The following is a 26,886-nucleotide window of genomic DNA, read 5'->3' on the forward strand; positions in this document are numbered from 1 at the left end:
CATCCGGTCATCCAGGTATTCGATCAAGCTGCCGCAGCGCCTCCAGCATGGGGACGTCGGCGGCCAGGACGTTCTCGCGGTATTCGTCGATCGCTCTGCTCAACCAGCCGGGGACCGGCGCCCTCTCGGGCGCGGCGCCGGTCTCCACCAGCAGGGCCAGCGCCTCGCCGGCGGCGTGGAAGTCGTCGGCGACGGCCGCCGACAGCGCGGCCACATGCGGGTGGAGGTAGTCGTACACGACGGCTCCCCGGTATTCGAGCACGTCGGCCCGGTACTTGGAGTTCGGCGGCGCCACGACGAGCACGGGCGTGCCGAGGAAGCCCGCGACGGCCATCTCGACGCCGATGCCCAGGCCGCGCCGCTCCCGCGCGTCGACGATGACCGCCGTGGCCACCATGACCTGGTACATGTCGCGGCCGAACTGCCCGAGGGTGTTGCCGGGATCGGTGATCGGGTCGTCGGGGTTGAGGAACACGACCTCGTGGGGTGCGGCGCCCTTGGCGACCTCCATCCTCTCGGTGTCCGACCACGTCAGCTTCCGGTCGTCGCGGGAGCCTTTGGCGATCGAACCTGAGCAGTACACCGAAACCTTCATGGCGCCCTCGCCGTGCTCGTACGGACCGCGCCCGGCCCGGCGCGGGAAAGCGCCGTACGGGGGTGTGGTCAGGCGAGCGCGCGCGCCAGGTGGTCCGCCGCCGCGGCCACGTTGGACAGTGCGTCCCCACAGGTGGCGGCGGGACGGAAGTGCCGCGACCTTCCGGCGGCGATGATCGCGAGCCGGAACGCGTCGGCCGAGCCGTTCCCGTACAGCATCGACGCAATCATGCCGAACTCCGGGCTCGACCTCAGACGAATGAGCTCCTTCCAACTGGCCCCACGGTGGACGAAGTGGTCGACGCGCAGCCACCGGAGCGCGAGATCCAGGCGGCGGGACGACAGGACCCGGCCCCCCATGTCGTGCTCGGAGCCGTCCAGCGCGCAGGACAGCGGCCCCAGGGGAAGGTCGGTGAGGATCGCGGTGTCCAGGTCGCGCACGTAGCAGCGCAGGTAGGCGGCCGAGATGAACAGCCCCAGCAGCGTCCCGGCCTGCCCGGGCACCGGGCCGGGCAGCGTGCCCCGGACGAAGCGCGGGACGAACGCCTGGCCCTCCAGCCGTTCGGGGGAGCGCGACATGATCTTCTCCACGCGCCGGTACGGCCGGTGCCACGCGCGGGCGACCGCGTGCACGACGGCGGACAGTTCGCCCTCCGGCGCCAGCGCCTTGCCCCACAGGTCGGCGATGCCGTCGGTGGTCGGCCTCCCGTGCCGGGGATACCAGCCGAGATCGGGTTCGACGCGTACGTGCCGCGAGGCCGGCGACACGTACGGATTGGTCTCGTCACGGCGATACTCCCGGGCTTTCATGTCGCGGTAGGCCGCCAGTTCGGGGGTGGGCGAGGTATGACGCACCAGGCCCTCGTGAACGAGCGGATCTATGCATCCGAGAAAGACGTCGAACCACGGCAGCTCGAACATGTAGGAGGACGGGAAAATCAGGTAGGCGTCGGTCAGCAGCACCGCCAGGCGGGTCGCGGTCAGCGCCTGGGTGAGCACCTGCGTCGCGTCGCCCCGGGCGACGTCCTTGCCGTAGCACGCCAGGATCTCCGGGTTGAGGTACTGGATGAACAGGGAACGTTCCCGCCGATAGCCGTGCGCCCCGTCCCGCGCCCACCCGGCACCGGCTCGCGGCCCCTGGAGCAGCACGTTCACGTACATGTCACGCGCCGCCGCGTACGCGTCCCGCCGCGCCACCACCCCCTGTCCCCGCTCCGGCACCTGCCCGGGCGGGTCACCGGGCCGGCGCGGCTCGGGGACCGGCGACGGCGGGCCCGGCACCGCGGGCGGGGGCGGCTCAGGCGTCATCGTCATCGTCGTCGGGGGTGATGGTCAGGTGCTGGTCGCGGCCGGCGGTGAAGGTGTCGCGACCCGCGGTGACCTGCTGCACCACCGTGTACGGCTCGGGGGACGGCGGCGGCTCGCCGAGGGCCTCGCGCAGATCGTGGACGGCGTCCTGCAGATCGTGGGCCGCCTCGGCGTGCCGGGCCAGGAACGCCGCGAGCAGGGCCGTCCACCGCTCGCGCTCCTCGGCCACCGCCTGTTCCGGCGGAGTGGGGGAGCCGTCGAGCCTTTGCTCGGTGGCCTCAAGCTGGTGGGACATGTCGGCCGCGTCGTCGCCGCCGTACCGCCGGAAGAGCGCGGCCAGCCGCGCCTTCGTGGCCTCCCAGGTGTCCTTCGTCATGGCCTGGACGAGGGCTGCTCCTGCTGCACCGGCCAGGCCGGCCAGAGCGGGGTCCATCGCGACATCACCCTTCTCGTGCGATGAGGTTCCCCACTCGACCACTAATGCCAGGCTAGTATGCCGCCCGCGCTGACGCTTTTCCAGCGGTTTATAGATATTCCTCCGGCGGCTTTTCCCTTGGTCTACACCACTGCGCGGCACAACCCTCAGTTAGGCGCGCGGTAAACACCGAGATCGCGGTATCGGCGGGTTTACGAGAAAACGGCGTGGGTCACGGATCGCGACGGCGGCGGGTCACGAGCAGCCCCGCGGCCACGAGCACCAGAACCACCGCCAGCGTCGCCACCAGCAGCCCCGGCCGCGCCACCCGCACCAGCCCGACGGCCGCGTTGCTCAATGGAACGGCGGCCACGACCGCGACCATCGCCCGCATGATGCCGTCGCCCCCGGCGCGGCGCCCCTCGCGCCCGCCCGGCCGTCGTCGCGCCATCGGAACCTCCTTGGGTGAGGTGGTCACTCCGACGAGTCTGACCCCCGCCACCGACAAAATCGGCTCGGCGGCCGGGGCACGGGCCTTCGCGACGACCGGGCACGCGCCGCCCGCGGGGCCGGAGCACGGCACGAGGATGGCCGCGGGCGGTCGGCGAGGGAGGTCAGGAGCTACAAGCCGCCAGCGAGGGAGGCCAGGGACTGTAGCCCGGCGGGGGGCGGTCAGGGCTACAAGCGGCCTGGCGAGGCGCGGTCAAGGGCTATAAGCCGTCCGGCGAGGGCCCCGGGGCCGCCCGGAGAGGCGGTCAGGGGATGTACGCCGCGGCGACGCGCTTGGGGACGACCATGCGCCAGGCGTCCACCACGATCTCCCTCATCTCGGGCTCGTCGATCGCGGCCAGCCACACCCGCACCCAGTTGTACCGCTCGTCGGACCGGATCGGCATGCGGAACTTCCCCGGCTCCGCCGCCACCAGCGCCGCGCGCTCCTCCTTGGGAAACGCGAACCCCATCAGCGTCTCGTCCGGAGAGATGCCGAGATAGACGATGCGCCCGACCCGGAAGGTCACATGATCGCGCACGACCTTCTCCTCGGTACGCGGCAACGTGACCGCCAACCGCCGCACATCGTCAACCGTGACCACGCCGACCCCCTCCGAATACCCGCCCGGCAGGCGACCCGGCGCCTCCCACTGGACCGCCACGCTAGCCGCCCCCACTGACACCCCCCTGACGCGCGCCACGCCGTCCCGCCGACGGGGACGATCGCATCCATGCCGTCTACCGGCCACGGCGAACCGCTTATTACCTGAGCGTGACCATTCAGACTCACCGCGTGACCGTTCACACTGGAAACATGAGCGGATCGGCGGACCCATCCGGGGAAGAGGCGGTCGACTACGACGCCATCCGACAGCGCTTCCCCTGGGTAGGCTGCTTCGACAGCGACATCACCGACGTGGCCACCACTGACCTCAATTCGTCGGCATGGCTCAGGGCCTCACCAAGATCAGCCCTCTGGCCTGGCCGTTGTACGACCTGGCGTGACCGATCCGTCTCACCCGGCGCGCCAGGCGTGCCGGGTGAGACGGTGTGCGGGCGGCGGGCGGAATCTGGGTCGACAGACATGCCGCCGCCGGCCGGGAACGGCTGCGGCCTGCGGCCGGCGCACCGGGTCTCTGGCCGAGGCCGTCGCGCTCACCGTGTCACGACCCTGGGGAACTCCCGGCAAGGCCATCGCCTTCGCGTCACGGGGCGCTGAGGACGGATGGGCGTCGGCTGCGTCAGGTGGTGCGGGTGAGGAGGAGGGCTACGTCGTCGTAGCGGTGGGGGAGGGCGGCGATGATGGCGTCGCAGCTGGCCTCCAGGGTGGCCCTGGGGGAGGAGAGGTGGCCGACCAGGGTGGCTATGCCGGTGTCGATGTCCTGCTCGCGGCTTTCGACCAGGCCGTCGGTGTAGAGGGCGAGGGTGCTGCCGGGCGGGATGTCGACCTCGGTGGTGCAGAAGGCGTGCGAGAAGTCGGGGTCGCCCAGGCCGAGGGCCAGGCCGGTGGGCAGGTCGAGCACCGAGGCGGTGCCGGCGGGATCGACCAGGATGGGCGGCGGGTGCCCGGCCCTGGACAGGGCGCAGGTGCGGGTGGCGAGGTCGACGGTGGCGTAGAGGCAGGTGGCGCACTGGATGGACTCCATGTCCTCGGCCATGAGATCGAGCCGGCGCAGCACCTCGTGCGGGGGGATGTCGAACCCGGCGAAGGCCCGCACGGCCGCGCGGAGCTGGCCCATGGCGCCGGCGGCGACCGGGCCGTGGCCCATGGCGTCGCCGATGACCAGGGCCATGCGGGTCTCGGACAGCGAGATCACGTCGTACCAGTCGCCGCCGACGGTCATGGCGCTGGCCGGGAGGTAGCGGTGGGCGACCTGCACGCCGGGCGGGACGTTGAGCGTGCGCGGCGCGAGATCCTGCTGCAGGGCCTGCGCGGTGCGGCGTTCGAGGCTGTAGAGCCGGGCGTTGTCGACGCAGATGCCCGCCCGGGAGGCGAGGTCGGCGGCGAGCGTGAGGTCGTGGGCGTCGAAGGCCGGGCGGCCGGCGTCGCGGCTGAACGCGATGAAGCCCAGCACGATGCCCCGGGCCGTCAGGGGGGCGACGAGGAACGAGCACCGGCCGAGCGCGGCGAGCGCCGCCTCGCCGAGCACCTCGCGCAGCCTGAGGAGCTCGCGCGGCTCGAAGGCGCCGGAATCGTGGACGGTGGGCGTGCCGGTGGCCATGCAGCGGTTGGCGGGGCTGCCCGGGCCGTAGGCGGCGATCTCGCCGGTCGGGAAGGCGGCCGGCCAGTCGTCGTGCCGGGGGGAGCGCGGGTCGAGCCCGTGGGCCAGGCGCCGGACGGTGACCGAGCCGTCGGCGGCGTGGTCGAGATGCCCGGAGTCGCGCAGCAGCCCCTCGGCCACGCAGATGCTGGCGCCGTCGGCGAACCGCGGCACGGTGACGGCGACGACGTCCTCGGCGGCTTTCACGGGGTCGAGCGTGCCGCTGATGCGGGTGCTCAGCTCGTGGAGCAGGGCGAGCCGTTCGTCGCCGGCGGCCGAGCCGCCGGGGCGGCGGGGGCCGGAGGCGTCGGCGGCGGTGACCATCACCGCGCCCCAGGGGCCGGGCCACCGCAGCGGCTCCCAGTTGAACGCGACCTCGTGGACCTGCCCGTCGGCGCACTCGGCGGCCAGGACATCGCTCCACGGCTCACCGGCGGCCACCTCGGCCAGCGCCTTCCTGACGGTGTCCCTGCGGGTGCCGCGCAGCACGAGATCGCAGATGTTGTGGCCCATGGCCCGCTCGGGGGAGCGGCCGAACAGCCGCATCGCCCCGCCGCCCCAGTGCGTCACGCACCCGTCCCGGTCGAGAACCAGGGCGGCGAATCCCGCGAGGTGCGCCATGCCGGGGCGGGTGCGGCACATCTCGTCCGTCTGTGGCCCTGACCGCGTCGCTCGCGCCACCAGACCTCCTGCAGAAAGATGGACACCGTGGGCGGTCCGCACGCAGGAACAAGGACGCCTCCCCCTCCAGCCTCTGCGCCTGACTGCGGTTACCGTAAGTAAAGTAGCACCTACTCGGGGTGCCCTTTCGCGAAAACTCCTCAAGTAGGCCGTCTCGCACTCTTGTGAGCGCCTGCGGGCGACGCGGCGAGATAACGCAGGTCAGAGCCGTATGGGCAGGCCATCGCGCGTCTTCCGGGCGCCTGGGGCGGCCCGGGGAGGGGCAGTGGGCCGTATCACAGTTGCGATCGGGAATTGTGCGAATGTGTGGAACGGTTGGCCTCACCGTGACCAGCGGATTGCCTCGGCCCTCGCCCGGCGGCGCGGCCGGACGGCATCGCCGTCCGTGTCGGCGCCGGCCCTGAAGCCGCCCGGGCGGTAGGCCGCCCGCGCGACCGATGTCCATCTCTCCCTCTATTTCGGATATAACCTACCTGTGATACATGTTTCTGGCCTGCGCAAGGTCTACGACACCGGCGTCGTCGCGCTCGACGGTGTGGACCTCGACGTGCGCGAAGGCGAGATCTTCGGCGTCCTGGGGCAGAGCGGCGCCGGCAAGAGCACCCTGCTGCGCTGCGTGAACCTGCTGGAACGCCCGACGAGCGGCACGGTGGCCGTGGACGGCCAGGACCTGACCGCGCTCGACATCGCGGGGCTGCGGCGCGCGCGCCGCCGCATCGGCATGATCCACCAGCACTTCGCGCTGCTGTCCTCCCGCACGGTGGCCGGCAACGTCGCCTTCCCCCTGGAGGTCGCCGGGGTCCCGCGCCGGGAGCGCGCCACCCGCGTGGCCGAGCTGCTCGAACTCGTCGGGCTCGAAGGCAAGGCCTCCGCCTACCCCGCGCAGCTCTCCGGCGGGCAGAAGCAGCGGGTCGGGATCGCCCGGGCCCTCGCCGCGCGCCCCAAGGTGCTGCTGTCGGACGAGGCGACCAGCGCGCTCGACCCCGGCACGACGCAGTCGATCCTCGCCCTGCTCAGGCGGCTCAACGCCGAGCTGGGCCTGACGATCCTGCTCATCACCCACGAGATGCACGTCATCAAGAGCGTCTGCGACTCGGTCGCGATCATGCGTGACGGCCGCGTCGCCGAGGCCGGCAGGCTGGCCGACCTCGTCGCCGCGCCCGGGTCGCTGCTCACCCGCGAGATCTTCCCGCTGCCCGAGCCCGCGCCGTCCGGCAGCGTCACCGTCACCTTCGCGGGCCAGGGCGGCGAGCCGGTGATGTCCAGCCTGGTCCGCGAGTTCGACGTGGACGTCGACATCCTCGGCGGGTCGGTGGAGGACATCGGCGGCGTGCCGGTCGGCCGCCTGCGCGTACGCCTCACGGGCAAGCGCGCCGCGGACGCGCTGGGCTACCTGCGGGAGCGCGGCGTGATCCTGGAGGAGACCCGATGATCGACGACGACCTGCTGCCCGTCCTGGCCGTGGCCACCGGCGAGACGGCCCAGATGGTGTTCTGGTCGGCGCTGCTCACGCTGGTGCTCGGCCTCCCCCTCGGCGTGCTGCTGGTGGCCACCGACCGCGGCGGCCTCGTGCCCGCCCCGGCCGTCAAGGCCGTGCTCGGCGCGGTCGTCAACGTCGGGCGCTCGCTGCCGTTCATCGTGCTGATGGTGGCGATCCTGCCGTTCACGCGGCTGGTCACCGGCACCACGATCGGGACGGTCGCCGCCATCGTCCCGCTCACCCTCGGCGCCGTCCCGTTCTACGCCCGGCTGGTGGAGACCGCCCTGCGCGGCGTCGAGCGAGAGGTGGTGGAGGCCTCCCAGGCGATGGGGGCCAGCCGCCTGCGGATCGTCGCCAGGGTGCTGCTCCCCGAAGCCCTGCCGGGGCTGGTCGCCGGCCTGACCGTCACCATCGTGGCACTGATCGGGTACTCGGCGATGGCCGGGGCGATCGGCGGCGGCGGCCTCGGGGACCTGGCGATCCGGTACGGCTACCAGCGGTTCGACACGACCGTCATGGTCGTCACCGTCGTGCTGCTCATCGTGGTCGTCCAGGTCGTGCAGAGCCTCGGCGACCTGCTGGCCCGGCGCCTTTCCCACCGGTAGCCGGCCCACGCCTTCCGTAGTTCGGCGCGGCGTTCACCACCCGTGCTTCATGACAAGGAGACAAGAGTGCGCAAGTTGATCGGGGCCGTGGCCGTCGCCGCGCTCGCGGCGGTGCTCGCGGGCTGCGGCTCGTCGGCCCCTGAGACCGGGGCGTCCGCCGCCGGAGGCGCGACCCGGGACGCCGTTCTGAAGGTGGGCGTCAGCCCGGTGCCGCACGGCGAGATCCTCAAGTACGTCAAGGACAAGCTGGCGCCGGCCGCCGGGCTGAAGCTGGAGGTCGTGGAGTTCACCGACTACGTCCAGCCGAACGTGCAGCTCCAGGAGGGCCAGCTCGACGCCAACTACTTCCAGCACCGCCCCTACCTGGCCGACTTCCTCGGCTCCAAGGGCGGCAAGAAGCTCGTCTTCGTGCAGGCCGCGCACCTGGAGCCGCTCGGCCTGTACTCCAGCAGGATCAAGAGCGTGGGCGAGCTGGCGAACGGCGCCACCGTCTCGGTCCCCAACGACGCCACCAACCTCGGCCGCTCGCTGAAGCTGCTGGAGGACAACGGCGTCATCACCCTCAAGGAGGGCGTCGGAACCGCCGCCACCGAGCGGGACGTCGCGGGCAACCCCAAGAACCTGAAGTTCCAGCCGCTGGAGGCCGCCCAGCTCCCGCGCTCCCTGGAGGACGTGGACGCCGCCGTCATCAACGGCAACTACGCCCTGGAGGCCGACCTCAAGCCCGCCTCCGACGCCCTGGTGCTGGAGAAGTCCGAGGGCAACCCGTACGCCAACGGCCTGGTCGTCCCCGAGGGCAGGGAGAACGACCCCGCGGTCAGGAAGCTCGCCGAGATCCTCGCGGGCCCCGAGGTGAAGAAGTTCATCGAGGACACCTACCAGGGCTCGGTCGTCTCCGCGACGACCTGACCCCCGGCCCCCCGGGGGGTGGTGCGCAGGCCCTGGAAGGCCATGGCGACGACGGTGTCGGCGAGGGCGCCGGCGTCCATGCCCCCTCCGGGGCGGTACCACTCGACCAGGGAGTTGACCAGCCCGAAGACCAGGCGGGCGGCGACGGCCGGTGGCACGTCCGCACGGACGTCGCCCTCGGCCTCGGCCCGCTGGAACAGCTCGCCCACCAGGTGGTCGAACTCGCGCCGGCGGGCCAGGGCCTCGCGCTCGACCTCGGTGTTGCCGCGCACGCGCAGCAGCAGGGTGACGAACGGCAGGCGCTCGACCAGCACGTGCACGCTGCGCCGGACCAGGTGGTGGAGCCGGTCGATCGCCCGGCCGTCCAGGGCGGCGGCCTGCGCCGCGGCCTCGAACAGCCCGTCCAGGGCGCGGCCGACGGCCAGCCTGAGCAGCTCGTCCTTGCTCGCCACGTGGTGGTAGATCGCCGACTTGGTGATGCCCAGCCGCCGGGAGAGGTCCTCCATGCTGGTGGCCTCGTAGCCGCGCTCGTTGAACGCCGCTACGGCGACGGCGAGCAGGGACTCCAGGTCGTAGCCCGGGCGTCCGCGACGGGCCGGGGTGACGCGTGCGGTGGTCATCGCTGGAGCGCTCCGCCCATCTCCGTCGCTTGCATACTGACCGAATGGCCGGTTAGAAAGGGTCTGTCGTCAGTTAAGGGTCGCCGCTCCGCCGCTGTCAAGCGACGGCAGCGCGGCCGCCTCGGCGGGACGGCCCGCGTGCCGCCGACGGCGCTCGCCACCGGGCCCGCCGCCGCGCCGGCCGCAGCCGTCCGAGGAGGTCACCAATGCCCGAGGCTTTTCTGGTCGACGGGGTCCGCACCCCGCAGGGCAGGTACGGGGGAGCCCTCGCCGGCGTCCGCCCGGACGACCTGGCGGCGCTGGTCGTGGCCGAGGTGCTGCGCCGGAGCGGGGCGCCCGCCGCCGAGGTCGACGAGGTGGTCCTCGGCGCGGCCAACCAGGCCGGCGAGGACAACAGGAACGTGGCCCGCATGGCGGTGCTGCTGGGCGGGCTGCCGTCCACCGTCCCGGGGTACACCGTGAACCGGCTGTGCGCGAGCGGCCTGACCGCCGTCGCCTCGGCGGCGCAGGCCGTGCGGGCGGGCGAGGCCGGCCTCGTCGTGGCGGGCGGCGTCGAGTCCATGACCCGCGCCCCCTGGGTCATGGCCAAGCCGGGCACCCCGTGGGCGCGGCCGGGCGAGGTCGCCGACACCTCCCTGGGCTGGCGCCTCACCAACCCGCGCTTCACCGAGGCCGACCGCGCCGGCTCCTGGCCGGAGGCCGCGGACGGCCCCGCCACCGGCATGGGGAAGATCACGCTCTCGATGGGCGAGACGGCCGAGGAGGTCGCGGCCCTGGACGGCATCGGGCGCGAGGAGAGCGACGCGTTCGCGCTGCGCAGCCACCGGCGGGCCGTCGCCGCCGTGGACGCGGGCCGGTTCGACGCCGAGATCGTCCCGGTGGAGACGCCCGGCGGCACGGTCGGCCATGACGAGGGCCCGCGCCGCGACTCCTCCATGGAACGGCTGGCCAGGCTCCGCCCGGCGTTCCGCGAGGGCGGCGTGGTCACCGCGGGCTCCTCCTCGCCCCTGTCGGACGGCGCCGCCGCCCTGGTCGTGGCGAGTGCCGAGGCGGTCCAGCGGTACGGCCTGCGGCCCCGCGCGCGGGTGGTCACCACCGCGAGCGCCGGCGTGCCGCCGCACCTGATGGGCCTCGGCCCGGTGCCCGCCACCGAGAAGGCGCTGGCACGGGCGGGCTGGCAGGCCGGCGACCTGGACGCCGTCGAGCTCAACGAGGCCTTCGCCGTGCAGAGCCTGGCGGTCGTCCGCCGGCTCAAGCTCGATGAGGAGCGGGTCAACGCCGACGGGGGCGCCATCGCGCTCGGCCACCCGCTGGGGTGCTCGGGCGCCCGCCTGCTGGTGACGCTGCTCGGCCGCATGGAGCGCGAGGACGCGCGCCGCGGCCTGGCCACGCTGTGCGTGGGCGTCGGGCAGGGGGTCGCCATGCTCGTCGAACGCGTCTGATCTCGTGGAACGCGTCTGAAAGAGGGAACGATCGGTGTGGCCGGGCCGCGCTCGACGCCCGGCAGGTGAATCCTCGATGGGGAGGTCCTCGAATGGCCCCGCTCAGCAGCTACGTCTCAGGATCCTGGCACGCCCCCCGCGACGAGGGGGCCCCGGTGTACGACGCCGTCACCGGGGAGGAGGTAGCCAGGGTCTCCTCCGCCGGGGTCGACTTCGGCGCCGCCCTGCGGCACGGCCGCCGGGTCGGCGGCCCCGCGCTGCGCGAGCTGACCTTCCACCAGCGCGCCGCGCTGCTCAAGGCGCTGGCGTCCCACCTGCGCGAGCACCGCGAGGAGCTGTACGAGCTGTCGCTGCGCACGGGGGCCACCCGCGCCGACTCCCGGTTCGACGTCGACGGCGGCATCGGCGTGCTGTTCTCCTACTCCAGCAAGGGCAGGCGCGAGCTGCCCAACGACCGCCTGCTGCCCGACGGCGCCGTCGAGCGGCTCGGCAGGACCGGCGCGTTCGTCGGGCAGCACGTCTACACGCCGATGCGCGGCGTCGCCGTGCAGATCAACGCGTTCAACTTCCCGGTGTGGGGGCCGCTGGAGAAGCTGGCGCCCGCGTTCGTGGCCGGGGTGCCGTCCCTGGTCAAGCCCGCCGGCCAGACGGCCTACGTCACCGCCCGGCTCGTGGAGCTGATCGTCACCTCCGGCATCCTGCCCGAGGGCGCGCTGCAGATGGTGTGCGGCGGCGCGGGAGACCTGTTCGAGCACCTGACCGAGCAGGATCTGGTGGCCTTCACCGGGTCGGCGTCCACGGCGCAGAAGCTGCGCACCCACCCGGTCGTCGCGGCCAGGTCGGTGCGGTTCAACGCCGAGGCCGACTCGCTGAACTGCTCGATCCTCGGCCCGGACGCCGTGCCCGGCGGCCCGGAGTTCGACCTGTTCGCCGAGCAGCTGGTGACCGAGATGACCGTCAAGGCGGGGCAGAAGTGCACGGCGATCCGCCGCGCGTTCGTCCCCGCGCCGCTGCTGCCCGAGATGGCCGAGGCGGTGGCCGCCCGGCTTGCGAAGGTCACGGTGGGCAACCCCGCCGACCCGTCCGTGCACATGGGCGCGCTGGCCAGCCTCGCGCAGCGCGAGGAGGTCAGGCGTGCGCTGAAGGCACTGTCGTCGGCCGGTTCGATCGTCTTCGGCGACCCCGACCGGGTGGAGGTCGTCGGCGCCGACGCCGAGCGCGGCGCGTTCGTCTCGCCGATCCTGCTGAGCGTGGAGGACACCGGCCGTCCCGAGCCGCACGAGGTGGAGGCGTTCGGCCCGGTCAGCACCCTCATGCCGTACACCTCGGCCGACGAGGTGGCCGAGCTGGCGGCCCGCGGGCAGGGAAGCCTGGTGGGCTCGATCGTCACCGGCGACCGCGACTTCGCCCGGGAGGTCGTGCTGGGCACCGCGCCCTGGCACGGACGCCTCCTGGTGCTGGACGCGACGGCGGCGACGGAGTCGACCGGCCACGGCTCGCCGCTGCCGACGCTGGTGCACGGCGGCCCCGGCAGGGCCGGCGGCGGGGAGGAGCTGGGCGGGGTGCGCGGCGTGCTGCGCCACATGAACCGCACCGCCGTGCAGGCGTCGCCGTCGATGCTGTCGGCGGTCACCGGCCGGTGGGTCGAGGGCGCCGAGCGCTCCGAGGACGGGGTGCACCCGTTCCGCAAGCACCTGGAGGAGCTGCGGGCCGGCGACACCGTGGTGGCCGGGCCGCGCGCGGTCACGCTGGAGGACATCGAGCACTTCGCCGACTTCACCGGCGACCGGTTCTACGCCCACATGGACGACGAGGCGGCCCGCGCCAACCCGTTCTTCGACGGCAGGGTGGCCCACGGCTACCTGATCGTCTCGCTGGCGGCCGGCCTGTTCGTGCAGCCCGACCCCGGGCCGGTGCTGGCCAACTACGGCCTGGAGAACCTGCGTTTCCTGGCCCCGGTCTACCCCGGCGACGAGCTGACGGTCACGCTCACGGCCAAGCAGATCGACCCGCGCGAGGGCGCGGCCTACGGGGAGGTCCGCTGGGACGCCGACGTCACCAAGCAGGACGGCGCGTCGGTGGCCAAGTACGACGTGCTGACCCTGGTCGCCCGGCGCGACGCCTGAGAGGCGGCTTGCGCGACCCGGAACGCTGAGCGAGACTATTAACTGACCGGTTGTTCGGTAAAGAGGTGGCGGCGCATGGCTGTCCTGGAAGAGCACTTCGAGCGCACGATCGAGAAGGACCGGCGCGTCGAGCCGCGCGACTGGATGCCCGAGGGGTACCGGGCCACGATGGTGCGCCAGATCGCCCAGCACGCGCACTCGGAGATCATCGGCATGCAGCCGGAGGGCGAGTGGATCACCCGGGCGCCGTCGCTGCGCCGCAAGGCGATCCTGCTGGCCAAGGTGCAGGACGAGGCCGGGCACGGCCTGTACCTCTACTCCGCCGCCGAGACGCTGGGCGTCGACCGCGCCGAGCTGACGCTCAAGCTCATCGAGGGACGGCAGAAGTACTCCTCGATCTTCAACTACCCCACGCTGAGCTACGCCGACGTCGGGGTGATCGGCTGGCTGGTGGACGGCGCGGCCATCTGCAACCAGGTGCCGCTGTGCCGCAGCTCCTACGGGCCGTACGCGCGGGCGATGATCCGCATCTGCAAGGAGGAGTCGTTCCACCAGCGTCAGGGGTATGAGCTGCTGCTCACGATGATGGCGGGCACCGAGGCGCAGCGTTCCCTCGTGCGGGACGCCGTCGACCGCTGGTGGTGGCCGTCGCTGATGATGTTCGGCCCGCCCGACGACGCCTCGCCGAACACCGCCCGGTCGATGGCCTGGAAGATCAAGCGGCACACCAACGACGAGCTGCGGCAGCGGTTCGTCGACATGACGGTCCCGCAGGCCGAGGCGCTGGGCGTCACCCTGCCCGACCCGTGCCTGCGCTGGAACGCCGAGCGCGGCCACCACGACTTCGGCGAGATCGACTGGTCGGAGCTGAAGCGGGTGATCAGCGGCGACGGCCCGTGCAACGCCCAGCGGGTCGGCGTCCGGCGCGCGGCGCACGAGGACGGCGCCTGGGTCCGCGAGGCCGCCGCCGCCCACGCCGCCAAGGCCGCCGCCCGGGCGACCGGGTCCCCTGACGCCGCAGGCCGGGCGGCCACGGCCGGAGGCAGCGCGGCCGGCGCCGGGGACGGCGCGGGCGCGGCGGCACGGGCGGGGGCGACGGCGTGAGCGAGTGGCCGCTGTACGAGGTGTTCGTCCGGAGCAAGCGGGGGCTCAACCACGTGCACGTGGGCTCGCTGCACGCCGCCGACGACGAGACCGCCCTGCGCCACGCGCGCGACCTGTACACGCGACGCAACGAGGGCGTGAGCATCTGGGTGGTGCGCTCGGAGCACATCACGGCCACCAGCCCCGACGAGAAGGACCCGTTCTTCGCGCCCAGCGGCGACAAGGTCTACCGCCACCCGACCTTCTACGCCATTCCCGACGACGTCCCGCACATGTGAGGCCGCCGATGTCCGCAGCCGGCACCGACCATCTCCCGCCCGCAAGCCCGGAGGGGCAGCACGGCAACGCCTACGAGGCACTCAACGAGGGGGACGACCCGCGCTGGGCCTACGGCACCGGCTTCGCCGACCCGCTGGCCGGGGTGGACACCGCGGTGCCCGAGGGGGTGGACGCGGCCGAGCTGGCCGCGTACTGCCTGATGCTCGGCGACGACGCGCTGATCATGTCGCACCGGTTGCAGGAGTGGTGCGCCCGCGCCCCTGAGCTGGAGGAGGAGGTGGCGCTGGCCAACATCGCGCTCGACCTGCTCGGGCAGGCCAGGCTGCTGCTGGCGCGGGCCGGCGCGGTGGACGGCTCAGGGCGCGACGAGGACACGCTGGCGTTCCAACGCGACCCCGGCGAGTTCCGCAACGTCCGGCTGGCCGAGGTCCCCAACGGCGACTTCGCGCACACGACGGCCCGCCTGCTGGTGTTCGCCACCTGGCGGCTGGCCCTGCTCGACCGGCTGGCAGCCTCCCGCGACCCCGTGCTGGCGGCGGTGGCGGCCAAGGGCGTCAAGGAGGTCGCCTACCACCGCGACTACGCCGCGGGCTGGGTGGTCCGGCTCGGGGACGGCACCGCGTACTCCCGCGAGCGCATGGCCGAGGGCCTGGCGGCGGTCTGGCCGCTGGTGCCGGAGCTGTTCACCCCGCACCCCGCCGAGCGGCGCCTGGCCCGCGCCGGCGTCGCCGCCGACCCCGCCGCCGCCCGCGAGGAGTTCGACGCCACCCTCGCCCAGGTCCTCACGGCGGCCACGCTGCCCCACCCCGCCGCCCCCCGCCGGGACGACGCCCCGGGAGGCGGCGCGCCCGGCCTTGACGGGCCGTCCACCCCGAGCCCCGATCTCCGGAAGCCGTCCGCCCCGGGTCCCGGCTCCCAAGAGGGCGCGCTCGGACGGGACGGCGCGCACACGCCCGCGCTGGACGGGCTGCTGGCCGAGCTGCAGAGCGTGGCCCGCGCGCACCCCGGGGCGAGGTGGTGACGGTGCGGCGGCGGGCGAGCGCCTGGGAGGTGGCACGGGAGGTGCCCGACCCCGAACTGCCGATGCTCACCCTGGGCGACCTGGGCATCCTGCGCCACGTCGAGGAGACCGTCACCGGCGGGGTGATCGTCGCGATCACCCCCACCTACAGCGGCTGCCCGGCGCTGGAGGCCATCCGCGACGACGTCGGCACCGCCCTGCGGGCCGCCGGGTACGCCGACGTGGAGGTCCGCACCCTGCTGTCCCCGCCGTGGACCACCGACTGGATCGGCGAGACGGGCAGGCGCAAGCTGGCCGAGGCCGGCATCGCGCCCCCCGGCGCGGCCCCGGCCCGCGCGGCCGGCCCGGTCCCGCTGACCCTCGGCCCGCCGCGCCGCCGCCTCCGCTGCCCCCGGTGCGGCTCGGACGCCACCGAGGAGCTGTCGAGGTTCGGCTCCACCGCCTGCAAGTCACTGTGGCGCTGCGGCGACTGCCGCGAACCGTTCGAACACGTCAAGGAGATCTGACCGTGACTCTGGCGGGGACGCGGGCGCGGGCCCGGGCGGCGTTCTCCACGCTGACCGTCGCCCGGGTGGAGCGGCTGTGCGAGGACGCGAGCGCGATCACCTTCGACGCGCCGGGCGGCCTGGCGGGGGAGTTCGCCTTCCGCGCCGGGCAGTCGCTCACGTTGCGCTCGTTCGTGGAGGGGCGGGAGGAGCGGCGGTCCTACTCCATCTGCTCGCCCGAGGGCGGGCCGCTGCGCATCGGGGTCCGGGAGATCCCCGGCGGGCTGTTCTCGACGTGGCTGGTCCACGGAGTCCGGCCGGGGGACACCGTGCAGGCGCAGCCGCCGTCCGGGGGCTTCACCGCCGATCTGGGACGCCCCGGGCACCACGTGTTCGTCGCGGCCGGGTCGGGGATCACGCCGGTCCTGTCGATCGCCTCCACGGTGCTCGCCCGTCCCGGCGGCACCGTCACGCTGTTCTACGGCAACCGCACCACCCGCACCGTGATGTTCGCCGAGGAGCTCGCCGACCTCAAGGACGCCTTCCCCGCCCGGGTGGAGCTGGTACACGTCCTGTCCCGCGAGCCGCGCGAGCCGGAGCTGTTCAGCGGGCGCCTGGACGCCGGCCGGCTGCGCGCTCTGGTGGCCGCGCTCACGCCGGTGGCGCGGGTGGACCACTGGTGGCTGTGCGGCCCGTACGGGCTGGTCGTGGACGCCCGCCGGGTGCTGGCCGAGCTGGGCGTCCCCGGGGATCGGGTGCACAACGAGCTGTTCTACGTCGACGAGCCGCCGCCGGAGCCGGTGCGCCGCGAGGCGGGCCCGGGCGGCGCGGCCACCGCGGAGGTGACGGTGGTCCTGGACGGGCGGGCGACGCCGGTGACGCTGCCGCGCGACGTCACCGTGCTGGAGGGCGCCCAGCGGGTCCGGCCCGATCTGCCGTTCGCCTGCAAGGGCGGCGTCTGCGGCACCTGCCGCGCCCGCGTCACCGAGGGCGAGGTCGACATGCGCCGCAACTTCGCCCTGGAATCCGCCGAGGTCGAGGCCGGGTACGTGCTCACCTGCCAGTCCCTTCCGGCCTCCGCCTCGGTGACGGTGGACTTCGACACCTGAGCGGCCCCCCGCGCGCCATCCGCCGTGATCTCCCATCCCGGGCGTGATCGCGCCGTCCGGGGCTCACGGGCGGGGAGAGTGATCCACTCCGCGTTGTCGGCGATTCACGGTCCGGGGGCGTGACGGCGTCGTTCGGGGTATGGGTCGGGGGAAGGCGGGTTCACCACCTGGGCGGACCGGGGTCCGGGGCGGACCGCCGGGGACGCCGCGCGGCGCCCGGGGCGGCGGTGCGCGGGCCGGTGGCGGGGGGGACATGACCAACAAGGCGATCGCCGACTACGCGCTGCTGTCGGACCGGCATTCCGCGGCTCTGGTCGCGCGGGACGGGGCGGTCGACTGGCTGTGCATGCCGCGCTTCGACAGCCCCTCCGTCTTCGCCGCGCTGCTCGACGACGGCGCCGGCACGTGGTCGCTGCGGCCCTCCGGCGCGTTCGAGGTGTCCCGCCGCTACGTGGACTCCACGATGGTGCTGGAGACGACGTTCACCACCCCGGCCGGCACGCTCGTGCTCACCGACGCGCTGGTGGTCGGCCAGGACTGCGACGTGCACCGGCTGGGCGCCGACGCGCCGCACGCCCTCGCCCGGGAGGCGCGCTGCACGCGCGGGTCGGTGGAGCTGGAGGTGCTGTTCCGCCCGAGGCCGTCCTACGGGAGGGTCGTGCCGCTGCTGTCGGCCGTCCCCGGCGGGATCGACGTCAAGGGCGGCCCCGGACTGTTCTCCCTGTCCTCACCGGTCGAGCTGGACGTCGACCGGGAGCGGGCCGCGGCCACCGTGGCGCTCGCCGAGGGCCGGGCGCTGCGGTTCGCGCTGCGCGGCGGCCCCATCGGCGACCCCCCTCCGGGCGTCTGGACCGGCGAGGAGATCGCCGCGCGGCTGGAGGCCACCGTCGCGATGTGGCAGGCGTGGTCGGCCGCCCACCAGCGCTACGACGGGCCCTACCGCGACCTGGTCGGGCACTCGGGCCGGGTGCTCCAGGCGCTCACCTACGAGCCGACCGGCGCCGTGGTGGCCGCGCCGACGACGTCGCTGCCCGAGGTGCCCGGCGGGGAGCGCAACTGGGACTACCGCTACTCGTGGGTGCGTGACGCCAGCTTCACGCTCAACGCCCTGTGGGTGGCGGCGTGCCCGGACGAGGCGGGCGAGTTCCTAAGCTTCATGACCACCGCCGCGGTGTCGTACGACCCGGAGGGGGCGTTGCAGATCGTGTTCGGCATCGGCGGCGAGTACGACCTGACCGAGCACGAGCTGCCGCACCTGAGCGGGTGGCGGGACAGCAGGCCGGTGCGGATCGGCAACGACGCCTGGCGGCAGCCGCAGATCGACGTGTACGGCGAGCTGCTCGACGCCGTCCACCGGCTCTCGGGCCAGCTCGGCGCGCTCGACGGCGAGGCGCGCGCGTTCCTGGTCGCGCTGGCCGACGCCGCCGTGCGCCACTGGCGCGAGCCCGACCACGGCATCTGGGAGATCCGCGAGCCGCGCATGCACCACGTGTACTCCAAGGTGATGTGCTGGGTGGCGGTCGACCGCGCCATCCTGCTCGCCGACCTGCTGGAGGCGGGCGACCGGGTCGAGGGCTGGCGCGCGGCGCGCGAGGAGATCCGCGAGACGGTGCTGCGGGAGGGCTGGAACGAGGAGGCGGGCGCGTACACGCAGGCCTTCGGCTCCACGACGCTGGACGCCTCGGCGCTGATGATGCCCATCGTCGGGTTCCTGGCCGCAGACGACCCCCGGATGCTGGCCACGATCGACGCCGTCGCGGCCCGCCTGGTGGACGAGCACGGCCTGGTCTACCGCTACCGCGCGGACGACGGCCTGCCCGGCCGGGAGGGCGCGTTCCTGCTCTGCACGTACTGGCTCGCCCAGGCCCTGGCGCTGGCCGGGCGGGTGGAGGAGGCCCACGTGGTGTTCCGCCGGGCCGCCGCGTTCGTCAACGACGTCGGCCTGCAGGCGGAGGAGGTCTGCCCCCGCACCAGCGAGCTGCTCGGCAACTTCCCCCAGGCGTTCAGCCACATCGGCCTGGTCAACGCCGCCTGGGCGGTCTTCGAGGCCCAGCGCCCCACCTCCTCGTGCTAGCGCCCGGGTCCCGGGCCGGCCGTCCGGCCCCGGGCTCTGGCTGCCCGGGCCGGTCCCGGCTCCCGGGCCCAGGTCCCGGCAACCCGGGCCCACCCCCGGTTCTCGAGGTGGGGCCGGACCCCGGCGGGCTCGCTTCAGAGTTGACTTATATAAGTCGCTGGGAAAAAATGATCGTATGCACGCCTTCGACGTCCTCGGCGACCCGGTGCGGCGCCGGATCCTGGAACTGCTCGCCGGCGGCGAGCGGGCGTCCGGCGAGATCGGCGCGGTGGTCCAGCGCGAGTTCGGCATCTCCCAGCCGGCCGTGTCCCAGCACCTGCGCGTGCTGCGCGACAGCGGTTTCACCAGGGTGCGCGCCGAGGGCACCCGGCGCCTGTACGCCGTCGACCCCGGCCCGCTCCAGGAGGTCGACGAGTGGCTCGGCCGCTTCCGCCAGTTCTGGACCAACCGCCTCGACGCCCTGGGCACCGAGCTGCGCCGCGGCCGCCGCGAACGCGCCCTGACCGAGGAGACCGCCCCCGCCCCCGGCCCCGCGGACGCCTGACCCGGTCTCGGGGCTCAGCCCTGGCCGGCCTCCCGTGCCGTCCGCTCCAGGCGGTCCCGGTAGGTCTCCCACCACGCCGGGTCGCGCGTCGCCAGGTTGTCGTTGTCCCGGCGCAGGCCGGCGGCCCCGTCGACGAGTTCGCGGACGATGTCGGCGTGGCCGGCGTGGCGGTTGGTCTCGGCGATCACGTGGGCCAGGATGCGGTGCAGCGTCACCTGACGCCGGTCCTCCGGCCACCAGGGCACCCGGCCGGGTGCCTCCAGCGCCAGTGCGTCGATCGTCGCGTCCGCGTGCGCCCACACGCGCTGGTACAGCGCGACGATGTCGTCGCGCGACTCGTCGGCGGTCGCCCACATGTCGGCGTTGGGCTCGGCGTCGTCCGCCATCCACGGCAGCGGCTCGGGGAACGGCCGTGCGAAGGTGTCGCCGAAGTACCCCGCCTCCACCCCGGCCACGTGTTTGACCAGGCCCAGCAGGTTGGTGCCGGTGGGCGTCAGCGGACGGCGGAGATCGTACTCCGAGAGCCCTTCGAGCTTCCACAGCAGGGCTTCACGGGCGGTCCGCAGGTATTGGCGAAGATCCGACTTCGGGTCCCATTCGGTCATGCGGACATCCTGGTACCTCTGTCGGCGCGGAGCGACGTGCTTTCGCCGGCGACGCTCCGGCGCGCCGGGTTCTCAACCGGGGCCGGGGTCGCCGCCGGGGCGGTGGGAGGGGCCGTGCGGGTCGGCGCAGTGGTGCGTCTGGCGGCCGATGGTCAGCACCTCGGGGGTCGCGTGGTCGACCTGCAGGGTGGTGTGTTCGATGCCGTACTCGTCGTGCACCAGGCGCTCGGCGGCGACGCGGACGGCGTGGCAGTCGGCGCCCGGCGCCACCAGGATGTGCGCCGACAGCGCGGCGTAGCCGGAGGTGACCTCCCAGATGTGCAGGTCGTGCACCTCGACGACCTGCTCCAGCGCGGCCGTCCTGCGCCCGATCTCGGCCGGGTTCATCCCCGCGGGCGCGGCCTCCATGAAGACGCGGCCGGAGTCGCGGACCAGGCCCCAGCCGGCCTTGAGCATGAGCGCGGCGACCACCAGCGCGGCGATCGCGTCCGCCCGGCTCCAGCCGCTCAGCCAGACGACCAGGCCGGCGATCGTGGTGGCCACGAAGGCGTACAGGTCGTTGAGGATGTGCTGGAAGGCGCCCTCGACGTTGAGGCTGGCGCGGTTGGCCTTGCTGAGCAGCCAGGTGGCCGCGATGTTGACGGCGATGCCGGCCAGGCCGGTGACGACCACGTAGAAGCCCTCGACCGGCAGCGGGTCGATGAGGCGCTGGATGCCCTCGTACACGAAGTACGCGCTGAGTAAGAGCAGGGTGATGCCGTTGACCTGCGCGGATATGATCTCGGCGCGCTTGAGGCCGTAGGTGAAGCCGCCCTGCGGCGGGCGCTGCGCTATGCGCATCGCGATCAGCGCGAAGACGATGGCGACGGCGTCGGTCAGCATGTGGCCGGCGTCGGAGATCAGCGCCAGCGACTGGGCGACGACGCCGACGACGACCTCGACGGCCATGAAGCCGACGATGAGGGCGAGCGCGCCGGTCAGGTAGCGGCGGTCGGCGTCGACGCCGACGGTGTGCCCATGACCGTGCCCGTGGCCGGGGGAGTGCCCGGACACGCTCGCGCCCTGCGCCTGCGGCCGGACGGTCTCGTCACCCATCGCCGCGCTCCGCCTCCGTGTGCCTGGCGTGGGTGATCGCCAGGTCGAACAGCATGCGCACGTGGGAGTCGGCGAGCTGGTAGTACGCCATGCGCCCGGAGCGACGGACCTTGACCACGCGGCGCATCCGCAGCATGCGCAGCGCGTGCGAGGCGCCGGACATGCTCTGACCCGTGGCCGCCGCGAGGTCGCACACGCACATCTCGCCGCCCTCCAGCAGCGCCGCCATCATGCGCAGCCGGGCCGGGTCGGCGAGCAGGGCGAACACCTGTGCCAGATCCTGCACGGTCTCCTCGGAGGGGAGACTCCGCCGCACCGAGGAGACCCGGTCGGCGTCCACCACCGGGGTGGAGCAGGCGTCCGGGTCCATGACTACGACATTTGCACGATCGTTCATATATCGAAGTGTAGGGAGAGTGGCGCCCCGCTGTCGAGCCCGGCCCGCGCACCGGGGGCCGTGCCGGGGGTGCGTCGGGGGGCGCGGCGCCGTCCCGGGGAGCGGCGCCGCGCCGGAGCCCGGGCCCGGCGGCACGGGCCCGGGCCGTCAGGGTCGCCGGGCGGGGGTCACAGGGGCGTGAACGCGCCGGTCTCGGGCCGGTAGTTGGAGACGACGCCCGTCTCCACCTCGTAGAACCAGCCGTGCAGGCGCAGCCGGCCGCCGGCGAGACGACGGGCGACGCGCGGGTAGCGGCGCAGCTTCTCGAGCTGGGCGACGAGGTGGGCCCGGCCGGGGTCCTCGTCGCCGCATGCCGGCGCCTCGCGCCAGCGGTGGGTCTGCAGCAGCCACCAGCGTGTGGTCGGCGCCGAGCGCAGTGTCCAGGACCGGACCCGGCCCTGCGCGGCCCCGCATCGGGTGTGGCCGCAGACGATGACGTCCTCGACGCCCAGGATGTTGACGGCGTACTCGATGGTGGCGCCCTCGGCGGTCAGCCTGCCCAGGCGGTAGGGCGGGATGACGTTGCCCGCGGTGCGCAGCTCGAACAGCTCGCCGGGGCGGGCCCCGGTGATCAGGGAGGGGATGACCTGCGCGTCGGAGCAGGTGATGAACATGGCCTGCGGGGAGGCGCCGCCGACGGTGGCGGCCGCCTGTTCTCGTTCGCCGTCGAGCCTTTGGTGGAACGTGCGGGCATGGTCGATCAACGACTGCATGGATGACTCCTCGATGCTGGGGACCGGTGGTGAACAGGGCAGGGCGCGAGCGCGCCCGGGCTCCGCGGCGTCGCGGAGACTCGCCTGATCAGCAGCGGAACACCGGCAGCCGCGGCCCCGTGGGCCGTGGCCGGCGCAGGGCGGTGGCGCCCGCCACGGGCATCCGGGACGTCGTGTACGACGCCCCGGCCGGCCGCCACCGGTGCGCGGGGTGCGCGCCGTGGCGTGACGGCGGCGGGAGCGGCTTGGTGAGGATCGGCTCGCCCGGGTTCTCCCAGGGTCTCGGGCAGGCGTCGGCGTCCGTGACCGGGGCGTCGCCCGGGAGGGACGCCTGGAGAAGGTGGGCGGCGGGCGGCGTGGCCGCCGGGCGGGGCGGCGGGGCGCCGCCGTGCCCGTCGGGACGGACGAGGTCGTGCAGGAGCAGCACGACGGCCACCACGGACAGCAGGGCGTGCAGGACCGCGCGCACGTTGATACGTCGCTCCGTCAATGCACCGCCCCACCACGTGTAGCATGCAGTTGACTACTGATGGTAGTTGAAGGGTCCTGTTCCGTACATCGGCTGTTTGGCAAAGGTGCTGGTCATGCCCTACGGAGAGAAGATCTCTTGGGCTATGTCCGAAATATCCGAAGATCTAGCTTTGTGGGGCAGAAGGGCGGAAATCGCGATTCCGGCACCCGGGGGCCACGCCGTGTTGTGCCGCCCGTCACCGGGCATCCCTAGCTTGTCGCCATGAGAAGAACCATGATCGGGCTGGGTGCCGCCGTCCTGGCGCTCTGCCTCTCCTCTCCGGCGCTCGCCGACCCCGCCCCCGGCGAGCGCTCCGGCGGTCACGGGCACGGCGACGGCCGCTTCGGCCGCGCCACGCTGACCGCCTTCGCCTCCCTGCCCGCCGAGACCTACGTCCCGGGCAGCGAGCCGTCGGGCGCCCAGCTCGGCACCGAGCCGTCCAACGGCATCACCCCGCCCTTCCCCGGCCAGCCGGTGCAGGGCTTCAGCGGCGTGGCCCGCCGCCACGACGGCACCTTCGACGTGCTGTCCGACAACGGCTACGGCCAGAAGGCCAACAGCGCCGACTTCCTGCTGCGCGTCCAGCGGGTCAAGCCCGACTTCCGCGGCGGCAAGATCAAGGTGCTCGGCGGCGTCGACCTCCGCGACCCCGACCACCGCGTCCCCTTCGCGCTGACCCGCGCCGACCGCCGGCTCACCGGCGCCGACTTCGACGTCGAGTCGATGGTCAGGAACCCCGACGGCACGTACTACATCGGCGACGAGTTCGGCCCCTTCCTGCTGCACTTCTCGGCCTCGGGCAAGCTGCTGCGGGCGCCCGTCGCGCTGCCCGGCGTCCAGGCCCCGGAGAACCCCCATCTCGACGGCGGCACGCCCAACCTGGGCAGCAGCAAGGGCTTCGAGGGCATGGCCCGGGCGGTCGACGGCCGCGCGCTGTACCCCCTGCTTGAGGGCACCGTCACCGGCGACCCCGCCGGCACGCTGCGCATGTACGAGTTCGACCTGCGCAGGCGCGCCTACACCGACCGCCGGTGGGTCTACCGCCTGGAGGCCCCGGCCAACGCCATCGGCGACATGATCTCGGTCGACCGCGACCGGTTCCTGGTCATCGAGCGCGACAACAACCAGGGTGACGCCGCGGCGTTCAAGAAGGTCTTCCTGATCGACGTCCGCGACCGCGACCGTGACGGCGCCGTCGACAAGACCCAGGTCGCCGACCTGCTCGACCTCGCCAACCCGCGCCGCGTCGGCGGCTTCGGCACCACCTTCCGCTTCCCGTTCCAGACCATCGAGGACGTCGTCATCCTCGACGACTCCACGCTCGGCCTGCTGAACGACAACAACTTCCCGTTCTCCTCCGGCCGCACCCCCGGCAAGGCCGACGACAACGAGTTCATCACCGTCCGCCTCACCGGCCGACTCGGCGCCGACCCCCGCGCCTACCGCTGATCCGCCTCCGGCGGGGCCCCGCGTGCGTTCCCCGGGCCCCGCCGAGGTCAGGCGTCTGCCGGGCTCGCCGGGGCGAGGCCGGGCGAGGTGGCGGTGATCCTGGTCCACTCGATGCGCGCCTCGGCGGCGTTGCCGCCCGGCGTGCCCGTGACCCAGTGCATGGCCTGCGGGTTCTCCCTGCTGTTCTGCACGACCCAGGTGGCGCCGGTGTCGGCGCCGTCGCGGTGCAGGCGGGCCACCCCCGCGCTGTCCACGGTGACCTTCCAGGTGGCCGCCGCCCCGGCGGTGGGCGAGGAGTAGACCCGCTCCCAGACGGCCGAGCCCTTCCGCATGGTCCAGACGCCGCCGCGCTGCACGGTGAGCATCAGCCGCACCTGGCCGTTCGCGATCTTGGTGCCGAGGCTGACGCCCGCGCCGGTGCCCGGGTCGAGCGCGCTGTCGTCCACCACGCGCCCGCGGAACTCCAGCGTGAAGTCGCAGCCCGTGGTCACGTCCAGGCCGATGGAGGCCTTCGACACCTGGCCCCGCGTGCTGCGCAGCCGCAGCAGCCCGCCGGAGACCTCCGCCGCGCCGCCCGCGGCGTCCAGGCTCCAGCCGCCGAGCGTGTCCCAGGTGCTGCTCGCGACGTCGTCGGCGACCTGGACCAGCTCCACCAGCGCCCGCGCGGGCGCGGCCGCGGTGCCCGACGCCCACACCGCCACCTGCGGCGCCTCCCGGGAGGCGGCGACGGTCCACCGGGCGCCGGTCTCCGCGCCGTCGCGGTACAGCGCGGCCCGCCCCTGGGCGTCCACGACGACCTGCCACAGGTGGGACGAGGCGGTGCCGACGGGCGTGGCGTCGACGCGGCTCCATCCGGCGGCGCCCTGGACGAAGGAGTGGACGCCGTCGGGCTGGACGGCCAGCATCAGCCTTCTCATGCCGGTCGCCACCTTCAGCGCGAGCCCCGCGCCCGCCCCGGTGGCCGGGTCGAGCCGGGAGTGCGCCTCGACCCGCGCCCTCATGGTCGCCATGAACCCCCCGGACGGCCCGTAGCGGTGCACGACCCCGGAGAACCCGGGCGCCTCCGCCGTGGAGAGGGCATCCGTGGGCGGGACGGGAGCCCGCGCGGCGTCCGTGGCCGGGCCGGCCGGCACGACCGCCGGGGCGGGGCCGGCGGACGCGGGGCCGGCGTTGGCCAGGCGCAGGTGGCCGCGCGCGTCGAGCTCCACGGTGCCGCCGCCGGGCGAGGGCGTCCAGCCGGCCAGGCCGTCCCACCCGGGGCCCACGCCGGTGAAGACGGTGGACAGGTCGACGCGGGCGACCTTGATGTTGGTCTGGTTGTGCTCCCAGACGACGTGGAACCGGCCGGGCTCGTACTCGTCGGCGCTGGCGTAGACGTCCCAGCCGCGCGCCGCGCCCCGCGTCAGCCGGGGGCCGTCGGCGAACAGCCGGCCGGGCCCCCACGGGGCGCCCGGCCGCCTGACCTTGTAACACAGCACCTCGCGGTACTGGTCGGGCTTGCTGTCGCCCGGCCCGGTGAACGGCCCGGCGAGCGTGTTGTAGATCGTGAGGTAGCGGCCCTCGGCGTCCCTGGCGAAGAACGGCTTGACGTAGTAGTTGGGCAGGTCGCGGTCGAGCGTCAGGGGCGACCAGGTGAGGCCGCCGTCCCGGCTGGTCGCGGTGGCGGCGTAGACGGCGTTGGCGCGGTAGTGCGCGTCGCGCTGGGCCGCCGAGGAGCCGCCGGTGAGGTCGAGCGTGCGCGTCACCATGAGCAGCGTGCCGGGGTCGTCCTGCGCGACGACGACCTGCGGCTCCTCGACGCCGATGCCCGGGGGGTTGGCCGCCAGGCCGCCGGAGACCCAGCGTCTCAGGTCGGCCGACCGCAGCACGCCCGCCCGGGTGGCGCCGTCCAGCTCGCGCCAGTAGGGGATCAGCCAGACGCCGTCGTGCCACAGCGGCTTGCCCGCCACCACGACGCCCCTGCGGTTGGCCGGCACGTCCACGGTGACCGGGAAGTCGGCCCAGGTGCGCCCGCCGTCGGCGCTGCTCTTGACCACCATCGTGGTGGGGAACCCGTCGACCTGGCCCGCGGCGTCGCGGTCGGCGGAGACGGCGACCCGGCCGATCAGGGCGTACAGGGTGCCGGCGTCGTTGAGGAAGATCACGTAGTGGTAGCGGTGCGTGGCGGTGGCCGCGGCCAGCGTGCCGGTCGTCCAGGTGGCGCCGCCGTCCTCGGAGCGGGCGTAGAGGATCGAGCCCTGGTCGTTGGGCGTCGGGTCCCGGGAGTCGCGCACCCCCGCCCGCCAGCCGACCACGAGCCGCCGCGCGTCCAGCGCCGCGATGTCGGGCACCCGGTTGCCCTCGTGGGCCAGTTCCCCGCGCGCGTCGCGCTCGACGGCCCCGTAGACGGTGACCGGGTCGCTCACCGCGGCCCCGACCACGTCGGCGTCCGGCCACGACCGCGCGCGGCCGGCTCCGGGGGAGGTGGGGGCGTTCATGATTTCCAGCGAACCGGAGGCCCGGCACGCGCCGCAACCGCCTTCACCCGG

Annotated in this window: 26 protein-coding genes; 13 read left to right on the forward strand and 13 right to left on the reverse strand. The window is 73.7% G+C overall.

The features are described from left to right. Positions 1 to 7: 7 nt before the first annotated feature. The 6 genes from PYR91_RS27150 to PYR91_RS27175 all read right to left on the reverse strand — a co-directional run bounded on the left by PYR91_RS27150 (position 8) and on the right by PYR91_RS27175 (position 5,751). The gene (locus PYR91_RS27150) at positions 8 to 595 is read right to left on the reverse strand and encodes a hypothetical protein (protein ID WP_279784178.1); all 588 of its coding nucleotides are present in this window, start codon (positions 593 to 595) and stop codon (positions 8 to 10) included. A 68-nt stretch (positions 596 to 663) separates the two neighbouring features. Then, positions 664 to 1,908 (reverse strand): hypothetical protein, encoded by a 1,245-nt coding sequence (locus PYR91_RS27155; protein WP_279784180.1) that lies wholly within the window; start codon positions 1,906 to 1,908, stop codon positions 664 to 666. Next, complete coding sequence (locus PYR91_RS27160; RefSeq protein ID WP_279784182.1) at positions 1,892 to 2,335, reverse strand: hypothetical protein; 444 nt, start codon at positions 2,333 to 2,335, stop codon at positions 1,892 to 1,894. Before PYR91_RS27160 ends, PYR91_RS27155 begins: the two co-directional genes overlap by 17 nt. Positions 2,336 to 2,549: 214 nt before the next feature. Then, positions 2,550 to 2,768 carry a hypothetical protein gene (locus PYR91_RS27165; protein WP_279784184.1) on the reverse strand — a complete coding sequence of 73 codons (219 nt, stop codon included), beginning with the start codon at positions 2,766 to 2,768 and terminating at the stop codon, positions 2,550 to 2,552. A gap of 304 nt (positions 2,769 to 3,072) precedes the next feature. Then, on the reverse strand, positions 3,073 to 3,645 hold the full coding sequence (locus PYR91_RS27170) for an MmcQ/YjbR family DNA-binding protein (protein ID WP_279784185.1): 573 nt from the start codon (positions 3,643 to 3,645) through the stop codon (positions 3,073 to 3,075). 405 nt (positions 3,646 to 4,050) lie between these two features. Continuing rightward, positions 4,051 to 5,751: a SpoIIE family protein phosphatase gene (locus PYR91_RS27175; RefSeq protein WP_279784187.1), complete on the reverse strand. Its 1,701-nt coding sequence runs from the start codon at positions 5,749 to 5,751 to the stop codon at positions 4,051 to 4,053. Between the two features lie 475 nt (positions 5,752 to 6,226). Between PYR91_RS27175 and PYR91_RS27180 the strand changes: the two genes are divergently transcribed. From PYR91_RS27180 to PYR91_RS27190, 3 genes are all read left to right on the forward strand, one after another. After that, positions 6,227 to 7,183, forward strand: coding sequence for an ATP-binding cassette domain-containing protein (locus tag PYR91_RS27180; RefSeq protein WP_279784189.1), 957 nt, complete (start codon positions 6,227 to 6,229; stop codon positions 7,181 to 7,183). Beyond that, on the forward strand, positions 7,180 to 7,836 hold the full coding sequence (locus tag PYR91_RS27185; protein ID WP_279784191.1) for an ABC transporter permease: 657 nt from the start codon (positions 7,180 to 7,182) through the stop codon (positions 7,834 to 7,836). The genes PYR91_RS27180 and PYR91_RS27185 overlap by 4 nt, the downstream gene beginning before the upstream one ends. A gap of 66 nt (positions 7,837 to 7,902) precedes the next feature. Further along, positions 7,903 to 8,745 carry a MetQ/NlpA family ABC transporter substrate-binding protein gene (locus tag PYR91_RS27190; RefSeq protein WP_279784192.1) on the forward strand — a complete coding sequence of 281 codons (843 nt, stop codon included), beginning with the start codon at positions 7,903 to 7,905 and terminating at the stop codon, positions 8,743 to 8,745. Here the strand turns inward: PYR91_RS27190 and PYR91_RS27195 are convergent. Continuing rightward, positions 8,712 to 9,365, reverse strand: coding sequence for a TetR/AcrR family transcriptional regulator (locus tag PYR91_RS27195; RefSeq protein WP_279784193.1), 654 nt, complete (start codon positions 9,363 to 9,365; stop codon positions 8,712 to 8,714). The two genes, PYR91_RS27190 and PYR91_RS27195, sit on opposite strands and share 34 nt — an antisense overlap. A gap of 206 nt (positions 9,366 to 9,571) precedes the next feature. Here PYR91_RS27195 and PYR91_RS27200 point away from each other — a divergent pair, with 206 nt between their 5' ends. The 9 genes from PYR91_RS27200 (at position 9,572) to PYR91_RS27240 (ending at position 19,549) form a co-directional block, all read left to right on the forward strand. Next, positions 9,572 to 10,807, forward strand: a complete 1,236-nt coding sequence (locus tag PYR91_RS27200) for a thiolase family protein (RefSeq protein WP_279784195.1) — start codon at positions 9,572 to 9,574, stop codon at positions 10,805 to 10,807. 92 nt (positions 10,808 to 10,899) lie between these two features. After that, the gene (gene paaZ, locus PYR91_RS27205) at positions 10,900 to 12,933 is read left to right on the forward strand and encodes a phenylacetic acid degradation bifunctional protein PaaZ (protein WP_279784197.1); all 2,034 of its coding nucleotides are present in this window, start codon (positions 10,900 to 10,902) and stop codon (positions 12,931 to 12,933) included. A gap of 75 nt (positions 12,934 to 13,008) precedes the next feature. Beyond that, positions 13,009 to 14,037: a 1,2-phenylacetyl-CoA epoxidase subunit PaaA gene (gene paaA / locus PYR91_RS27210; protein WP_279784198.1), complete on the forward strand. Its 1,029-nt coding sequence runs from the start codon at positions 13,009 to 13,011 to the stop codon at positions 14,035 to 14,037. Beyond that, on the forward strand, positions 14,034 to 14,315 hold the full coding sequence (gene paaB, locus PYR91_RS27215) for a 1,2-phenylacetyl-CoA epoxidase subunit PaaB (RefSeq protein ID WP_279784200.1): 282 nt from the start codon (positions 14,034 to 14,036) through the stop codon (positions 14,313 to 14,315). Before paaA ends, paaB begins: the two co-directional genes overlap by 4 nt. Positions 14,316 to 14,323: 8 nt before the next feature. Further along, positions 14,324 to 15,337, forward strand: coding sequence for a 1,2-phenylacetyl-CoA epoxidase subunit PaaC (gene paaC, locus PYR91_RS27220; RefSeq protein ID WP_279784203.1), 1,014 nt, complete (start codon positions 14,324 to 14,326; stop codon positions 15,335 to 15,337). A 2-nt stretch (positions 15,338 to 15,339) separates the two neighbouring features. Next, the gene (gene paaD / locus PYR91_RS27225; RefSeq protein ID WP_279784205.1) at positions 15,340 to 15,843 is read left to right on the forward strand and encodes a 1,2-phenylacetyl-CoA epoxidase subunit PaaD; all 504 of its coding nucleotides are present in this window, start codon (positions 15,340 to 15,342) and stop codon (positions 15,841 to 15,843) included. Between the two features lie 2 nt (positions 15,844 to 15,845). Beyond that, a complete protein-coding gene (gene paaE / locus PYR91_RS27230) occupies positions 15,846 to 16,931 on the forward strand; it encodes a 1,2-phenylacetyl-CoA epoxidase subunit PaaE (protein WP_279784207.1) in 1,086 nt (361 codons plus the stop codon). 253 nt (positions 16,932 to 17,184) lie between these two features. Continuing rightward, positions 17,185 to 19,005, forward strand: a complete 1,821-nt coding sequence (locus PYR91_RS27235; protein WP_279784209.1) for a glycoside hydrolase family 15 protein — start codon at positions 17,185 to 17,187, stop codon at positions 19,003 to 19,005. Between the two features lie 175 nt (positions 19,006 to 19,180). After that, positions 19,181 to 19,549 (forward strand): metalloregulator ArsR/SmtB family transcription factor, encoded by a 369-nt coding sequence (locus PYR91_RS27240; RefSeq protein ID WP_279784211.1) that lies wholly within the window; start codon positions 19,181 to 19,183, stop codon positions 19,547 to 19,549. A 14-nt stretch (positions 19,550 to 19,563) separates the two neighbouring features. Here the strand turns inward: PYR91_RS27240 and PYR91_RS27245 are convergent, their stop codons facing one another. The 5 genes from PYR91_RS27245 to PYR91_RS27265 form a co-directional block, all read right to left on the reverse strand. Then, a complete protein-coding gene (locus tag PYR91_RS27245) occupies positions 19,564 to 20,154 on the reverse strand; it encodes a DinB family protein (RefSeq protein WP_279784213.1) in 591 nt (196 codons plus the stop codon). A 72-nt stretch (positions 20,155 to 20,226) separates the two neighbouring features. Continuing rightward, a complete protein-coding gene (locus PYR91_RS27250; RefSeq protein WP_279784215.1) occupies positions 20,227 to 21,249 on the reverse strand; it encodes a cation diffusion facilitator family transporter in 1,023 nt (340 codons plus the stop codon). Then, positions 21,242 to 21,646 carry a metalloregulator ArsR/SmtB family transcription factor gene (locus PYR91_RS27255; protein ID WP_279784217.1) on the reverse strand — a complete coding sequence of 135 codons (405 nt, stop codon included), beginning with the start codon at positions 21,644 to 21,646 and terminating at the stop codon, positions 21,242 to 21,244. The genes PYR91_RS27250 and PYR91_RS27255 overlap by 8 nt, the downstream gene beginning before the upstream one ends. A 167-nt stretch (positions 21,647 to 21,813) precedes the next feature. Next, a complete protein-coding gene (locus PYR91_RS27260) occupies positions 21,814 to 22,398 on the reverse strand; it encodes a carbonic anhydrase (RefSeq protein ID WP_279784219.1) in 585 nt (194 codons plus the stop codon). Between the two features lie 88 nt (positions 22,399 to 22,486). Beyond that, positions 22,487 to 22,888 carry a hypothetical protein gene (locus tag PYR91_RS27265; RefSeq protein ID WP_279784220.1) on the reverse strand — a complete coding sequence of 134 codons (402 nt, stop codon included), beginning with the start codon at positions 22,886 to 22,888 and terminating at the stop codon, positions 22,487 to 22,489. Positions 22,889 to 23,131: 243 nt separating this feature from the next. On the opposite strand from PYR91_RS27265, the gene PYR91_RS27270 reads away from it, so the two are divergent. Beyond that, positions 23,132 to 24,358: an esterase-like activity of phytase family protein gene (locus PYR91_RS27270; protein ID WP_279784222.1), complete on the forward strand. Its 1,227-nt coding sequence runs from the start codon at positions 23,132 to 23,134 to the stop codon at positions 24,356 to 24,358. A 47-nt stretch (positions 24,359 to 24,405) separates the two neighbouring features. On the opposite strand, the gene PYR91_RS27275 is transcribed toward PYR91_RS27270, so the two are convergent. Further along, positions 24,406 to 26,835 carry a sialidase family protein gene (locus PYR91_RS27275; RefSeq protein WP_279784224.1) on the reverse strand — a complete coding sequence of 810 codons (2,430 nt, stop codon included), beginning with the start codon at positions 26,833 to 26,835 and terminating at the stop codon, positions 24,406 to 24,408. Between the last annotated feature and the right edge of the window lie 51 nt (positions 26,836 to 26,886).

Source organism: Sphaerisporangium sp. TRM90804, from assembly GCF_029846175.1.
Lineage (GTDB): Bacteria > Actinomycetota > Actinomycetes > Streptosporangiales > Streptosporangiaceae > Sphaerisporangium.

What these genes read in the sequence shown, in the direction of transcription:
- PYR91_RS27250 (WP_279784215.1), bottom strand. Translation starts at nt 21,249, where the DNA reads ATGGGTGACGAGACCGTCCGGCCGCAGGCGCAGGGCGCGAGCGTGTCC.
- paaC (WP_279784203.1), top strand. Translation starts at nt 14,324, where the DNA reads ATGTCCGCAGCCGGCACCGACCATCTCCCGCCCGCAAGCCCGGAGGGG.
- PYR91_RS27155 (WP_279784180.1), bottom strand. Translation starts at nt 1,908, where the DNA reads ATGACGATGACGCCTGAGCCGCCCCCGCCCGCGGTGCCGGGCCCGCCG.
- PYR91_RS27260 (WP_279784219.1), bottom strand. Translation starts at nt 22,398, where the DNA reads ATGCAGTCGTTGATCGACCATGCCCGCACGTTCCACCAAAGGCTCGAC.
- PYR91_RS27240 (WP_279784211.1), top strand. Translation starts at nt 19,181, where the DNA reads ATGCACGCCTTCGACGTCCTCGGCGACCCGGTGCGGCGCCGGATCCTG.
- PYR91_RS27200 (WP_279784195.1), top strand. Translation starts at nt 9,572, where the DNA reads ATGCCCGAGGCTTTTCTGGTCGACGGGGTCCGCACCCCGCAGGGCAGG.
- PYR91_RS27185 (WP_279784191.1), top strand. Translation starts at nt 7,180, where the DNA reads ATGATCGACGACGACCTGCTGCCCGTCCTGGCCGTGGCCACCGGCGAG.
- PYR91_RS27235 (WP_279784209.1), top strand. Translation starts at nt 17,185, where the DNA reads ATGACCAACAAGGCGATCGCCGACTACGCGCTGCTGTCGGACCGGCAT.
- paaA (WP_279784198.1), top strand. Translation starts at nt 13,009, where the DNA reads ATGGCTGTCCTGGAAGAGCACTTCGAGCGCACGATCGAGAAGGACCGG.
- PYR91_RS27245 (WP_279784213.1), bottom strand. Translation starts at nt 20,154, where the DNA reads ATGACCGAATGGGACCCGAAGTCGGATCTTCGCCAATACCTGCGGACC.
- PYR91_RS27195 (WP_279784193.1), bottom strand. Translation starts at nt 9,365, where the DNA reads ATGACCACCGCACGCGTCACCCCGGCCCGTCGCGGACGCCCGGGCTAC.
- PYR91_RS27160 (WP_279784182.1), bottom strand. Translation starts at nt 2,335, where the DNA reads ATGGACCCCGCTCTGGCCGGCCTGGCCGGTGCAGCAGGAGCAGCCCTC.
- PYR91_RS27255 (WP_279784217.1), bottom strand. Translation starts at nt 21,646, where the DNA reads ATGAACGATCGTGCAAATGTCGTAGTCATGGACCCGGACGCCTGCTCC.
- PYR91_RS27270 (WP_279784222.1), top strand. Translation starts at nt 23,132, where the DNA reads ATGAGAAGAACCATGATCGGGCTGGGTGCCGCCGTCCTGGCGCTCTGC.
- PYR91_RS27275 (WP_279784224.1), bottom strand. Translation starts at nt 26,835, where the DNA reads ATGAACGCCCCCACCTCCCCCGGAGCCGGCCGCGCGCGGTCGTGGCCG.
- PYR91_RS27165 (WP_279784184.1), bottom strand. Translation starts at nt 2,768, where the DNA reads ATGGCGCGACGACGGCCGGGCGGGCGCGAGGGGCGCCGCGCCGGGGGC.
- PYR91_RS27170 (WP_279784185.1), bottom strand. Translation starts at nt 3,645, where the DNA reads ATGGGTCCGCCGATCCGCTCATGTTTCCAGTGTGAACGGTCACGCGGT.
- paaZ (WP_279784197.1), top strand. Translation starts at nt 10,900, where the DNA reads ATGGCCCCGCTCAGCAGCTACGTCTCAGGATCCTGGCACGCCCCCCGC.
- PYR91_RS27150 (WP_279784178.1), bottom strand. Translation starts at nt 595, where the DNA reads ATGAAGGTTTCGGTGTACTGCTCAGGTTCGATCGCCAAAGGCTCCCGC.